Here is a 12,221-nt window from a genome sequence, read left to right on the forward strand (position 1 = left end):
GTCATCGGATGCTCCTCTCAAGCTGAAGGTTGACACTTCATGCTCGGAGGCCGATGGCCGTCCGTCACCCCTGATCGATTAAAGCCTCACCGACGCTGCCAACGAAGCTCACGCCTCAAACCCCGCGCCCCTCCCGCGAGCGGGTTCGTTCGCTGGCGCATTGTTGCCATCTCCGTCACAGCGGCAGTCTTCGAAACGGCACAACGGCGTCGTGGTCAAGGTGCGAGGCAAACAGCGCTTACGCTGCGCGTCGAGGAAAACGAACAGGTTTGCGGTGCCGTTGCGTTTGTACTCGCAGTCGTAGCGCTCCAGTCGCCGCCGCCATGGTCGATGATGCGCGTCGTCGCCTTTTCCAGGCGAAGTCTAGCCTCGGCGCACCCCGAGAGTTGGGAGGCATCCCTTATGACGAGGACGCGCTCGATCGCTTCCGTCGTCTCGAATAGTTCTGCGGCCAACGCCACATGCAGCGCTTCTTCAGCGTCACCGCGCCTTCCGTCCATCAGATGGTGCTCACCCTCGAGCGGGCCGGATTGATCCGCAGGCACCGGGCCTCGCGCGCAGCATTGAACTGCTCGTCAAACCCGATATCCTACCCAGGCTACAACCCATCGAACCCGTCGAATCCTCTGTGCAGGGGTACTAGACGATGTTAGCCTTTCCGGCTGCGCTCGATGAACTTGTTGAAGCGGCTGGTCTTTCCGCCGCTGGTCTCATCCTGGTAGAGGAAGGCTAGTTCGTTCTCATCGAAGATCCTGAAGAACTCGTCCCATTCAACGGGCTCGAACGTCTCTTCAGGCTCGCCGAAGTCGATGCGCAGTATGCCGCCCTCGCCCTTGGTGCGCACCACCGCCGGCCGCCCGTCGCGATCCTCGGCCCAACGGCGGATTTCGTCGTGATCGGTGGTCGTCTTCGATTCAGACATCGCAATCTCCCTTCGATTCCACCGCAGACCGCGAGACCCCGCGTTGCCGGTCTGCCTCCACACAACCAGCAGATGCATCGCTGCCCGGCATGTGCGCGCGGTTGGTCGAACATAGCTCCTAACACCAAGCAGCCTTCGATGTTCCCACGCCTGGTTGAACTTACCCCTGCGAGCCTCCTGAACTTTGTTGAAGCAAGGGAACAAACCTTTCGCCCGGAAGTTTGGGGCGGCAAAGCCATTCGTATGAGGAGTTGTCGTGAAACGTATACTGGTCACGGGAGGCTGCGGTTTTATCGGCCGCCACGTCACCCAGGAACTCGTTGAACATGGCTATGGGGTTTCAATTCTCGATGCGCTGCTGGACCAGGTGCATGGTGGCGAGGCAATCAGCCTGCCGCCAGGCGCCAAGCTGATCAAAGGCGACGTTCGCGATCGCGACGCCATCGCAGAGGCGGTCGACGATGTCGACGCGATCATTCACCTGGCGGCTGAAGTGGGTGTCGGACAGTCCATGTACGAGATCGCCCGCTATGTCGGCGCCAACGACCTCGGCACCGCCACGTTGCTGGAAGCGCTGATCAAACGCCCGATCGAACGGATCGTCGTTGCTTCATCGATGAGCGTCTATGGCGAGGGTCTCTATGCGACGCCGGACGGCCGGCGCATCGACAATGCAAGACGGCAGCCGGACGACATCCGTAGCGGCCAATGGAATCCCCTGTCGCCGGAAGGTGAAGTCCTGTCGCCGCTGCCGACCGACGAACAGAAACCGGTCGATCTCGCCTCGATTTACGCGCTGACGAAATACGCCCAGGAACGCGCCGTACTGATCTTCGGCGAGGCCTACGGCGTCGATGCGGTGGCGCTGCGCCTGTTCAATGTCTTCGGCGCCGGACAGGCGCTCTCGAACCCGTATACCGGCGTCCTGGCGAACTTCGCCTCGCGCATCGCCAATGGCCAGCGGCCGCTGATTTTCGAAGACGGCGAACAGCAGCGCGACTTCGTTCATGTACGCGATGTCGCCCTCGCCTTCCGGCTGGCGCTGGAACAGCCCCAGGCGCGCGGCCACGTCATCAACATCGGCAGCGGGCGAGCCTACGCGGTCAGCGACGTCGCCCGGCTGCTCGCCGAAGCAATGGGCGTGCCTGGCCGCCAGCCGGAAATCCTCGGCAAGGCACGCTCCGGCGATATCCGCAACTGCTTTGCCGACATCTCCAAGGCGCGCGAACTGCTCGGCTTCCAGCCGCAGCACCGGCTGGAGCATTCGCTCGGCGATTTCGTCGCCTGGGTGCGTAACACGGTCGCCATCGATCGCAGCGCCGAGATGAAGCGGGAACTCGAAGCGCGAGGGCTGGTATCATGAGACCGGATTCACGCAATTTTCGCGAAGCGCCCGTCGCCATTATCGGCGGCAGCGGCTTCATCGGCTCGAACCTCGCCGACAGTCTGTTGTCGGACGGCGAGCCGGTGCTGGTCATCGACAATCTGAGCCGTCCCGGCGTCGAACAGAACCTGGAATGGCTGACGCAAAAGCACGGCAACCGCCTCGCCGTCGAAATCGCCGATGTCCGTGACGCCGAGGCGCTGATGCCGCTGGTGGCGCGTTCGAAGGCGGTTTTCCACTTTGCCGCGCAGACCGCCGTCACCACGAGCCTGGTTCGGCCGGACGAGGATTTCGACATCAACCTGCGCGGGACGTTCAACGTCCTGGAAGCCGCTCGCCGCAGCGGCAAGCGCATCCCCGTCGTTTTCGCCAGCACCAACAAGGTCTATGGCCGCCTCGCCGACCTTGCTATGCGCGAAGAAGACGGCAGATACGCGCCTCGCGACGCGGGCATCCGAGCGCACGGCGTCGACGAGACGCGCGGCCTCGATTTCTGCACGCCCTATGGCTGCTCCAAGGGCGCAGCGGACCAGTATGTCCTCGATTACGCCAAGTCATACGATCTGCCGACGGCGGTGCTGCGCATGAGCTGCATCTATGGACCGCGCCAGTTCGGCACGGAGGATCAGGGCTGGGTCGCCCATTTCCTGCTTAACGCGTTCTCCGACCGGCCGATCACCATCTACGGTGACGGCAAGCAGGTGCGCGACATCCTCCATGTTGCCGACGCGGTCGCGGCTTACCGCGCCGTGCTCGACCGGATCGAGGCGATCAAGGGCCAAGCATTCAATCTCGGCGGCGGACCGGAAAACGCCGTCAGCCTGCGCATGCTGCTGAAGGAGATTTGCGACATAACGAAACGGGACGTTCCGATTCGTTACGACCGCGAACGCACCGGCGACCAACCGTTCTTCGTCGCCGACACACGCGCGATCGAGGCGGCGCTGGGGTGGAAAGCGCACGTCCCGTGGCAAAACGGCATCCGCGACCTCGCCGACTGGCTGCAGCGTCATCGCCTCGACCCGCATCCCGAACCGGCGAGGTACGTGGCATGAGGGTCGCTCTGGTCAATCCGTCCTGGACGTACCAGGACAGCATCTATTTCGGCTGCCGCCAGCCGCATCTGCCGCTCGAACTCGGCTATTCGAAAGCGCTGCTCGAAGCAGCCGGCCACGAGGTGCTGATGCTGGACGGGCAGATCCAGAAGCTCGACAACGCCGCGCTCGCCGATCGCGTCGCCGCATTCGAGCCTGACATGACCGTCGTCAGCACCGCGCCGACCTACCTGTTCTGGCGCTGCGCACCGCCCGAGTTGCGCGTGCCGGCCGATTTCCTCAATCATCTTGCCGGGCGCGGCGGTCGCACCGCCGCCGTCGGGCCGCATGGCTCTGCGACGCCGACGCCGACTTTGCGCAAGCTTGGCGTCGACATTGTCGTGCGCGGCGAATGCGAGGAAGTGGTCGCGGAACTTGCCCGGCGCGACGACTGGAGCGCGGTGCCGTCCACCGCCCGTTTCGAGAACGGAAAACTGGTCTCGAACGGCGGCGTCCATGCGAGTTCGTTCATCGATCACCCACCGCTCGAATGGCCGTCGGACTGGATTGCCGCGCATTCGCACCACCATCACCGCTTCGACGACAACCAGGTCGGTTTCGGTGCGGAGGTCGAGGCGTCGCGCGGCTGCCCGTATAATTGCAGCTTCTGCGCCAAGATCGATTTCCGCGATGCCTATCGCCGCCGGAACCAGGAAGCAGTGATCGCCGAGATCGACCGGCTGATCGCACAGGGCGTCGGCTACATCTACTTCATCGACGAGATCTTCCTGCCGCAAAAGGCTTTGCTGGAGGCACTGGTCGATCGCGATGTGAAGTTCGGCGTGCAGACCCGTATCGACCTCTGGAAACCGGAACTGCTGAGACTGCTCGGCGCCGCCGGCTGCGTCTCCATAGAGGCGGGGCTCGAAAGCCTGACGGTGGAAGGCCGCGCCATGCTGGCAAAACGCTGCCGGCTGGGCACCGAGGAGCTGGCCGCGCTGCTGGTCGACGCAAGGCGCCACGTGCCGTTCGTGCAGGCCAACCTGATCGGCGTGGTCGAGGACGATCCCGCGCTGGTCGACTATTGGCGAAAGCACCTGATCGACAACGGTGTTTGGGCCAACGAACCGGTGCCGCTTTATCCTTATCCGAGTTCGCCGAGCTACCGCGAACTTTGGGGCGAGCCGGACGATCTCGCCTGGGAGCGCGCGCATGAACATTATCTCGCATCCTTCCGAACGTTCAGCGACATCCAGGAGAAGCGTCCGCGTCCGCTGGCCGAATTGGAGGCCACATGTTGCGGACACTGAGCCCGCGGCCGCGCCGCATCCTGATGACTGTCGATGCCGTTGGCGGCGTCTGGCGCTATGCGCTCGATCTGGCCAGACAACTGGTCGCCGGCGGGGACAGCGTCGTGCTTGCCGGGCTTGGTCCGGAACCGTCCAGGCAGCAGGCCGAGGAGGCCCAGTCGTTTGCGGCGCTGACATGGCTCAACACGCCGCCGGACTGGATGACCCGCAACGAGCACGACCTCGACACACTGCAGCAGGAGCTGCACCCGCTCATACGTGACTACGCCGTCGAAATCGTCCATCTCAACGCGCCGACGCAGGCCGCGGGGCTCGACGTGCCCTGCCCCGTCGTGGCGGTGTCGCATTCCTGCGTGGTGACATGGTTCCACGCCGTCAAGGGACAGGCGGCGGACGGCGAATGGGCCTGGCAGAAGGACCGCAACCGGCGCGGTTTCGACAAAGCAGGCATTGTCGTTGCACCCAGCCGCAGCCATGCCGACATGCTCGAAACCTGCTACGGGCCGATCGCCCGCCTGAGCGTCGTCGGCAACGGGGCGCGGCCCGGCGCGAAGAGCGAAAGACGGGAATCGGTCGCTTTCGCCGCCGCGCGCTGGTGGGACGAAGGAAAGAATGCGGCGGTGCTGGACCAGGCCGCCTCCCTGACGCAATGGCCGGTCTTCGTCGCCGGCTCGCAGCAAGGCCCGGACGGCCAGCATGTTGGCTTCAGTCACGCCGTTCCCGTCGGTCCGGTGCCACATGAGGAAGTGCGCTCGCTGATGGCGCGGGCCGGTATCTTCGTATCGCCGTCGCTCTACGAACCGTTCGGCCTGGCCACGCTGGAAGCCGCAATGTCGGCAACGCCCTTGGTGCTCGCCGATATCGCGACCTACCAGGAACTGTGGGACGGCGCGGCCCTGTTCTACGACGTGCGCGATCCGAGTGATCTCGCCAGCTGCATCAATGGCCTTTGCAATGACGCGCAGCGCCGGCGAGAGCTCGGTGAGGCGGCGGCGCGCCGAAGCCGCAGATTTTCACTGGCAAGGCAGGCGACCGCCATGCGCGGCGTCTACGACAAGGCGGCCCTGGCCACCATGGCGGATAATTGATTATGCGATTTTTATTCTACACCCATTCGATCGTTTCCGACTGGAACCACGGCAACGCACATTTCCTGCGCGGCATCATGCGCGAGCTGGTCGCGCGCGGGCACCAGGCTATCGCGCTGGAGCCCGCCGACGGCTGGAGCCGGTCGAACCTGCTGGCCGAGAAAGGGTCCTTCGCAATCGAGCGATTCCGGAAGGACTTTCCCGAGTTGATGCCGGTCACCTATGACGCCGCCTTCGACCACGAAGCCTGGATCTCCGACGCCGATGTGGTGATCGTGCATGAGTGGACCGAGCCGGCCCTTGTTGCGCGGCTGGGCAGGGCGAAAGCAACTGGCGGCCGTTTCACGCTGCTGTTCCACGACACGCACCATCGCGCCATCTCGGCAACGCAAGCGATTTCTGCCTTGCAGCTTGAACATTACGACGGCGTGCTCGCCTTTGGGGAGGCCCTGCGGGAAAGCTATCTTCGCGCCGGATGGGGCAAGCGGGTCTTTACCTGGCACGAGGCAGCCGATGACCATCTGTTCCAGCCCCATCCTGAAATCGAGCGCAGCGCCGACCTGATCTGGATCGGCAATTGGGGCGACGACGAGCGCAGCGCCGAAATCAGGGAATTCCTGGTCGAGCCGGTGCGTGAGCTCGGATTGAGCGGCACTGTCCACGGCGTTCGCTATCCACGGGAAGCGCTCGCCGACCTTGCGGCCGCCGGCCTGCACTACGAAGGTTGGATCGCCAACGCCGACGTGCCGAAGGCGTTTGCAGCAAACCGCATCACAGTGCACATCCCCAGGCGTCCATACCGCGAAAGCCTGCCCGGCATCCCGACCATCCGCATGTTCGAGGCGCTCGCCTGCGGCATCCCGCTCGTTTCGGCGCCGTGGTCCGATGTCGAACGCCTGTTCAGGCCCGGCGTAGATTTTCTGTTTGCAAACAACGGTTCCGAGATGCGGCGTCATCTTCGCGCCGTGCTGCACGACGCGGATCTCGCCGCTTCTCTGGCGACATCGGGCCTCGAGACCATCCGCTTGCGGCACACATGCCGGCACCGGGCGGATCAATTGTTCGGCGTGCTCGCCGAATGCGGGCGCCGCCAAGCCGCGGACACGATCCTTGCAACGGAGGCCGCCGAATGAAGATTGCATTTTACGGGTCAAGCCTGCTGTCGTCCTACTGGAACGGCGCGGCCACCTATTACCGCGGACTGCTCAAGGCCCTGGCAAGGCTCGGCTATGACATCACCTTCTACGAGCCGGACGTCTACGATCGCCAGAAGAACCGCGATATCGAGGCGCCGGACTGGTGTGCCGTCGTCGTCTACGAGGCCACTCCGCATGCCATGATGCAGGTGGCGGCGCGGGCGGCGGAGGCAGATATCGTCGTCAAGGCGAGCGGCGTCGGTTTCGCCGACGACGCGCTGTTGCGGGCGGTGCTCGATCACGCCCGTGCCGATGCGCTCACCGTATTCTGGGATGTCGATGCGCCGGCGACGCTTGGCCAGTTGCGCGACGAGCCCGACCATCCGCTGCATCGCGCGCTGCAGGAAATCGACCTCGTGCTGACCTATGGCGGCGGCGACCCGGTGGTCTGGGCCTATCGGGCAATGGGGGCGGCCGAATGCGTGCCGATCTACAACGCGCTCGATCCGGAAACGCATCATCCGGTCGGCAAGGATATGCGCTTTGCGTGCGATCTCGCCTTTCTCGGCAACCGGCTGCCGGATCGCGAGGCGCGCGTCGAGGCCTTCTTCCTCGACCCGGCCCTCCGCTCGGCCGATCAGCGCTTCCTGCTCGGCGGATCGGGCTGGGGCGACAAGCAGATGCCCGCCAATGTCCGATGGCTCGGCCATGTCGGCACGCGTGACCACAATGCATTGAACGTCACGGCCAAGGCGGTGCTGAACATCAGCCGCGACAGCATGGCGGCCAATGGCTTTTCACCTGCGACGCGCGTTTTTGAGGCGGCGGGCGCCGGCGCATGCCTCATCACCGACGCCTGGCTCGGCGTGGACCTGTTCCTGAAACCCGGCGAGGAAATCCTGGTCGCGCGCGATGGCGAGGACGTCGCCGAGATCATGCAAAGCCTTAGTGCCGAACGGGCTAAGGCGATCGGGACATCGGCGCTTCGGCGCGTGCTTGGCGAACATACCTATACGACACGTGCCGTTCTAGCCGACGCCATCTTCAGGCGCCATTTCGAGCGTCCGACCGTGGAGGCGGCCGAATGACGAAGCCGCTCGACATCGTCTTTCTTGGCCTGTCGCTCTCCTCATCCTGGGGAAACGGCCACGCCACCACCTTTCGGGGGCTGCTTAAAGGTCTCCACGAACTCGGTCACCGCGTCACTTTTCTCGAACGCGACGTGCCGTGGTACGCAAGTCACCGGGATCTGCGCGATCCCGATTTCTGCGCCTTGCGCTACTACGAAACGACCGATGATCTTCGCCGCAATTTTGCGCGCTGCCTGCGCGATGCCGATATCGTGGTCGTCGGCTCCTTCGTTCCCGAAGGCCCTGAAATCATCGACGTCGTGGCATCGCTGTGCATGGGTCAGTTCTGCTTCTACGACATCGACACGCCGATCACTCTGGCAAAGCTTTCGACCGATGATTGCGAGTACATTGCCAGGCGGCAGGTCCCGTATTTCGACGTCTACTTCTCCTTCACCGGCGGGCCGACGCTTGCCCGTCTGACGGCGGAATTCGGCGCGAGGCGGGCCGAGCCGCTCTACTGCTCCGTGGACCCGGAACGGCATCACGGAACCGGTGATCCAATCCGCTGGGATCTCGGCTATCTCGGCACCTACAGCCCCGACCGCCAGGCGACGCTGGAGGCCCTGCTGTTCGAACCGGCGCGTCGCATGCCGGAGCGCCGCTTCGTCGTGGCAGGCTCGCAATATCCGCGCGAAATCGCCTGGCCGGACAATGTGGATCGCATCGAACACCTGCCGCCGGCAGATCACGCCGCCTTTTACAGCCGCCAACGCTATACGTTGAACGTCACGCGCAGTTCCATGATCGCGGCCGGATGGTCGCCCAGCGTGCGCCTCTTCGAGGCAGCCGCCTGCGGCACGGCGATCATCAGCGATAGCTGGGCGGGACTGGACAGCCTGTTTCCGGGGCAAACGATCCACACGGCGCGCAGGACCGAGGACGTGATCGGCATCCTGTCTGGGGAATCCGACAGCGCCCGGCTTGCCATGGCCAGGCAGGCGCGCCTGCTCATCCTCGCGGCTCACACAAGCATCGCAAGAGCGCGCGAATTCGTTTCGCTGCTGGCGCAGGCCAAATCGCCACGTTCTGTTCTCGATCTGGACGTCGAGAGCGCAGCATGACCCGCAGACGGGAGAAGATAGAGATGCAGCTATCAAGAAAGGCGCGACGGACCAAGACCGTGCTTGTCGCCGGCGGCGCAGGTTTCCTCGGTTCGCATCTTTGCGAGACAATGCTCCAGGCCGGCTGGCGCGTGATCTGCGTCGACAATTTCCTTACCGGCCGCATGGAGAACATAGCATCGATCGCCGATCGTCCGGATTTTCGGCTGATCAAGCAAGACATTTGCCGACCGTTGGAGCTTGGCGAACCGGTTGACCGCATTTTCAACATGGCGTGCGCGGCCTCGCCGCCGCGTTACCAGGCCGACCCGGTCCATACGACGCGGACTTGCGTCATCGGAACACTCAATCTGCTGGAGCTCGCCGCCCGCAATGGCGCCCGGTTCCTGCAGGCGTCCACCAGCGAAATTTATGGCGATCCCGAACAGCATCCGCAGAAGGAAGACTATGTCGGCCACGTGAACTGCATCGGCCCCCGCGCCTGCTATGACGAAGGCAAGCGCACTGCCGAAACCTTGTGCTTCGATTATTTGAGAATGGGAAAGGCCGATATCCGTGTAGCGCGCATCTTCAACACCTATGGTCCCAGGATGGATCCTGCGGATGGACGGATCGTTTCCAATCTGATCATGCAGGCACTCGAGAGACGGCCGCTGACGATATTCGGCGACGGGCTGCAGACCAGATCGTTCTGCTACGTTTCCGATCTGGTCGACGGCTTGATCCGGTTGATGGAGGTCGATCCCAATCCGCGCCAGCCCGTCAATCTGGGCAATCCGGGGGAGTTCACCATCCTGCAACTGGCGAGCCTGGTGAGAGACATGACCGCAACCAAATCGGGCTTGAAATTCCTGCCTCTGCCGCAAGACGATCCTCGTCGTCGGCAACCCGACATTTCCCGCGCAAGGAAGCTTCTCGGCTGGTCGCCAAAAGTGCCGCTCAGGCAGGGTTTGGTGCGCACAATCGGCTATTTTGCCGAGCTTGAGACGGCGCAGATGATCGACAGAAGACGTCGAATTGCCGCCACCGTGCGTTCTGCATCAGGCCGGCTGCAAAACCTGCCGGCCTGAAGGCGGGGAGCGTCTGGCCGCTGCTTGGTCACGACGGAAAGCGCCGTCGTCTCGGATTTGGTCACTTTTTCTCGTCGCGGGAACAACCCGTCCAGCTTCTGGTTCTGTCAAGGTACCGGCATGGAGACGATTGTGCATCCGAAGCGATCCGCCAAAGACATCGAACAAATGGCCGCAAAGGAGACGGCTGCCTTCCTGCGGCGCGCCTCCATCACCTATCTGGAATGTTGTGTTAGCCTGATGATGACGCATCTTCAGCGCGAGGAGGTAGCGGCCATCCTCGAAAAGGAAGCGGATATGCTGCGCCGGCTGGACTGATCCTGGTCGAAGGGCCGCAGCTCCCCTTGGTTCTCCAGGAAACGAAGCAACATCGAGGTATAACGTCTTGCCGCGGCCGCCAGCCGGATCTGTTCCCGATCATCGCCAGATCGTGCAGCCATGCTCCACAAGCCAAGCTGGAAGGCGAGATAGCAGGGCTCGTAGTAGTGGACCAGATTGGCATCGACGGGACGAGACGTAGTCGCCTCGACAGCTTTGCACAGTGCCGCAGTCGCTGCGTCGGAGAGGCTGTACTCGACACGGGCGCCGGCAATGTCCCAGGCGATGTCCTGGCAGCCGATCAGATCGTGCGATCGGCAATGATCGAGGGCGTCCGTCTTGACCAGCGTTCCACTGCGCGAAAGGATGAACTCCCACGGATGAAGCCGCCCGTCGATTTCGACCCGCTGCATGGTCTTTGGTGGAGCCTGTTTCGAGAACCAGTTCCGCAGCTCCGCCGCGCGGCTTTCGCCCAAAGCCTCGCTTGTATTCTGCACGGCCATGTCGGCAAGCGCCTCCAGCGAGGCGCCCGGTTGGGAGGCGGGCAGATTGGCTGCGCGCCAGGACAGATAGCGCGCGAGATGAGCGACCACCTTTTCTTTCGAATGCCTTGCCCGCTCCAGCGTTGTACCGTCGATCCAGCGTTCAACGAGAAAGCCGTGGCACAGCCCGGCGATGTCCGGGCCAAAGCCTGCGTCATTCAGCCTCCTGGCAGTCTCGGCCTTGTGCATTCCGATTTCACCGAGGCCGACGAATTTGACCGACCAGTTTTCCCGGCCCGCAGAAGCAAGAAACTTTCGCCGCTCGAAGCTGCGGTGGACGGGTGGCCAATGATCCAGCGAGCCATAGTGCAAGCGACGCCACTCTCCGGCGGATGTTTCGGTCAGGCTGGCCGCTGTGCGGCCGACCGTCCTGGCCACCCAATCCCGCAACGTCGGGACAGCGGATCCAGCGGGGAAAGTCCGTTCGAAATCCGCGGTGTGTTTTTGGCAAACCGTCCATGCCTCACGACTGTCCGCCGATGCCTCGGGACCCGGCCCACCCAAATGACTTGGGAACAGATGGATGCGCCCGGCATCGATATCCAGCGCTTGCAGCCATGCGACGACGGCGTGAAACGAGCTGCCGGACAGGCCCGGGCCCTCATCGACGACAGCGAAATGGGCCGATGGCCTTGTCCTCCAGCCGCCGATCAGTTCCGGATCGGCGGCAAGCCGCCTGCGAAACGGATGACCGGTCGGACGGACGCTGACGGGTGCCGGCGCGCCGATGGCTGCCGCCACCATCGCTGCCAATCCCAGGCCGATGCTGCGGATGCCGATTACGCATGTGTTCGCATCGAGACCCGACTGCCGTGCGGCGACGAAATAGCTCTCCGGATAGAGCGCGTAATGGGCGTAGCCCTCGGCCGTGCCGATGAGGATTTCGCCATCGCAATCGAGTTCGGCCAGCATTCGCGGCACTTCGGCATCGACCGGGCCGTCGATGGCGAATCCGGCCGCCCACGATCTGCCCACGTCCCGGGCCAAGCCGACCAGGAGATTTGCGCCCGCGATCCGCTGTCGGGAATTCCTGTCCATGCCGTTGGCCTCGAATTCAGCATCGGCAAGGCCCTGGACCAGTTCCGAGACCTTGATGAACAGGCCGACCAGGGCTGCGTGGCGTTCGGTCCCACTTGGCATGTCCGCAATGTGCTCGGCCGCTTTGCAGGCTGAGCCGCGAACATGTTGCGCGCTCTGCATTCGCTTGTGGTCGCCATAGACGA

At 63.6% G+C, this 12,221-nt stretch carries 12 protein-coding genes; 9 read left to right on the forward strand and 3 right to left on the reverse strand.

The genetic code is table 11. From position 1 onward, the window contains the following. Nucleotides 1-215: 215 nt before the first annotated feature. Together NKI25_RS29545 and NKI25_RS29550 are read right to left on the reverse strand one after the other, a co-directional pair. On the reverse strand, nucleotides 216-545 hold the full coding sequence (locus NKI25_RS29545; protein ID WP_352623194.1) for a hypothetical protein: 330 nt from the start codon (nucleotides 543-545) through the stop codon (nucleotides 216-218). Between the two features lie 104 nt (nucleotides 546-649). After that, a complete protein-coding gene (locus NKI25_RS29550) occupies nucleotides 650-922 on the reverse strand; it encodes a hypothetical protein (protein WP_352623193.1) in 273 nt (90 codons plus the stop codon). Nucleotides 923-1,178: 256 nt separating this feature from the next. On the opposite strand from NKI25_RS29550, the gene NKI25_RS29555 reads away from it, so the two are divergent. Genes NKI25_RS29555 through NKI25_RS29595 form a run of 9 tightly spaced genes read left to right on the forward strand, consistent with a single transcriptional unit; the run spans nucleotide 1,179 to nucleotide 10,456 of the window. Then, nucleotides 1,179-2,285: an NAD-dependent epimerase/dehydratase family protein gene (locus NKI25_RS29555; protein ID WP_352623192.1), complete on the forward strand. Its 1,107-nt coding sequence runs from the start codon at nucleotides 1,179-1,181 to the stop codon at nucleotides 2,283-2,285. Further along, nucleotides 2,282-3,361: an NAD-dependent epimerase/dehydratase family protein gene (locus NKI25_RS29560; RefSeq protein WP_352623191.1), complete on the forward strand. Its 1,080-nt coding sequence runs from the start codon at nucleotides 2,282-2,284 to the stop codon at nucleotides 3,359-3,361. Before NKI25_RS29555 ends, NKI25_RS29560 begins: the two co-directional genes overlap by 4 nt. Next, nucleotides 3,358-4,650 carry a TIGR04295 family B12-binding domain-containing radical SAM protein gene (locus NKI25_RS29565; protein ID WP_352623190.1) on the forward strand — a complete coding sequence of 431 codons (1,293 nt, stop codon included), beginning with the start codon at nucleotides 3,358-3,360 and terminating at the stop codon, nucleotides 4,648-4,650. Before NKI25_RS29560 ends, NKI25_RS29565 begins: the two co-directional genes overlap by 4 nt. Further along, the gene (locus tag NKI25_RS29570) at nucleotides 4,635-5,738 is read left to right on the forward strand and encodes a glycosyltransferase family 4 protein (RefSeq protein WP_352623189.1); all 1,104 of its coding nucleotides are present in this window, start codon (nucleotides 4,635-4,637) and stop codon (nucleotides 5,736-5,738) included. The genes NKI25_RS29565 and NKI25_RS29570 overlap by 16 nt, the downstream gene beginning before the upstream one ends. Before the next feature lie 2 nt (nucleotides 5,739-5,740). Next, nucleotides 5,741-6,871 carry a CgeB family protein gene (locus tag NKI25_RS29575; RefSeq protein WP_352623188.1) on the forward strand — a complete coding sequence of 377 codons (1,131 nt, stop codon included), beginning with the start codon at nucleotides 5,741-5,743 and terminating at the stop codon, nucleotides 6,869-6,871. Next, nucleotides 6,868-7,962 (forward strand): CgeB family protein, encoded by a 1,095-nt coding sequence (locus NKI25_RS29580; RefSeq protein WP_352623187.1) that lies wholly within the window; start codon nucleotides 6,868-6,870, stop codon nucleotides 7,960-7,962. Before NKI25_RS29575 ends, NKI25_RS29580 begins: the two co-directional genes overlap by 4 nt. Continuing rightward, a complete protein-coding gene (locus tag NKI25_RS29585; RefSeq protein ID WP_352623186.1) occupies nucleotides 7,959-9,068 on the forward strand; it encodes a CgeB family protein in 1,110 nt (369 codons plus the stop codon). The genes NKI25_RS29580 and NKI25_RS29585 overlap by 4 nt, the downstream gene beginning before the upstream one ends. Nucleotides 9,069-9,091: 23 nt before the next feature. Next, on the forward strand, nucleotides 9,092-10,138 hold the full coding sequence (locus NKI25_RS29590; protein ID WP_352623185.1) for a UDP-glucuronic acid decarboxylase family protein: 1,047 nt from the start codon (nucleotides 9,092-9,094) through the stop codon (nucleotides 10,136-10,138). Nucleotides 10,139-10,162: 24 nt separating this feature from the next. Beyond that, the gene (locus NKI25_RS29595; protein WP_031211608.1) at nucleotides 10,163-10,456 is read left to right on the forward strand and encodes a hypothetical protein; all 294 of its coding nucleotides are present in this window, start codon (nucleotides 10,163-10,165) and stop codon (nucleotides 10,454-10,456) included. Here NKI25_RS29595 and NKI25_RS29600 read toward each other — a convergent pair. After that, nucleotides 10,393-12,138: a hypothetical protein gene (locus tag NKI25_RS29600; protein ID WP_352641019.1), complete on the reverse strand. Its 1,746-nt coding sequence runs from the start codon at nucleotides 12,136-12,138 to the stop codon at nucleotides 10,393-10,395. The genes NKI25_RS29595 and NKI25_RS29600 overlap by 64 nt on opposite strands. Between the last annotated feature and the right edge of the window lie 83 nt (nucleotides 12,139-12,221).

It is taken from the genome of Mesorhizobium sp. M0808, from assembly GCF_040320025.1.
Taxonomy (GTDB): domain Bacteria; phylum Pseudomonadota; class Alphaproteobacteria; order Rhizobiales; family Rhizobiaceae; genus Mesorhizobium.

Coding starts and splice junctions, on each gene's coding strand:
- NKI25_RS29575 (WP_352623188.1), top strand. CDS start 5,741: ATGCGATTTTTATTCTACACCCATTCGATCGTTTCCGACTGGAACCAC.
- NKI25_RS29590 (WP_352623185.1), top strand. CDS start 9,092: ATGCAGCTATCAAGAAAGGCGCGACGGACCAAGACCGTGCTTGTCGCC.
- NKI25_RS29560 (WP_352623191.1), top strand. CDS start 2,282: ATGAGACCGGATTCACGCAATTTTCGCGAAGCGCCCGTCGCCATTATC.
- NKI25_RS29580 (WP_352623187.1), top strand. CDS start 6,868: ATGAAGATTGCATTTTACGGGTCAAGCCTGCTGTCGTCCTACTGGAAC.
- NKI25_RS29570 (WP_352623189.1), top strand. CDS start 4,635: ATGTTGCGGACACTGAGCCCGCGGCCGCGCCGCATCCTGATGACTGTC.
- NKI25_RS29600 (WP_352641019.1), bottom strand. CDS start 12,138: ATGCCAAGTGGGACCGAACGCCACGCAGCCCTGGTCGGCCTGTTCATC.
- NKI25_RS29585 (WP_352623186.1), top strand. CDS start 7,959: ATGACGAAGCCGCTCGACATCGTCTTTCTTGGCCTGTCGCTCTCCTCA.
- NKI25_RS29550 (WP_352623193.1), bottom strand. CDS start 922: ATGTCTGAATCGAAGACGACCACCGATCACGACGAAATCCGCCGTTGG.
- NKI25_RS29565 (WP_352623190.1), top strand. CDS start 3,358: ATGAGGGTCGCTCTGGTCAATCCGTCCTGGACGTACCAGGACAGCATC.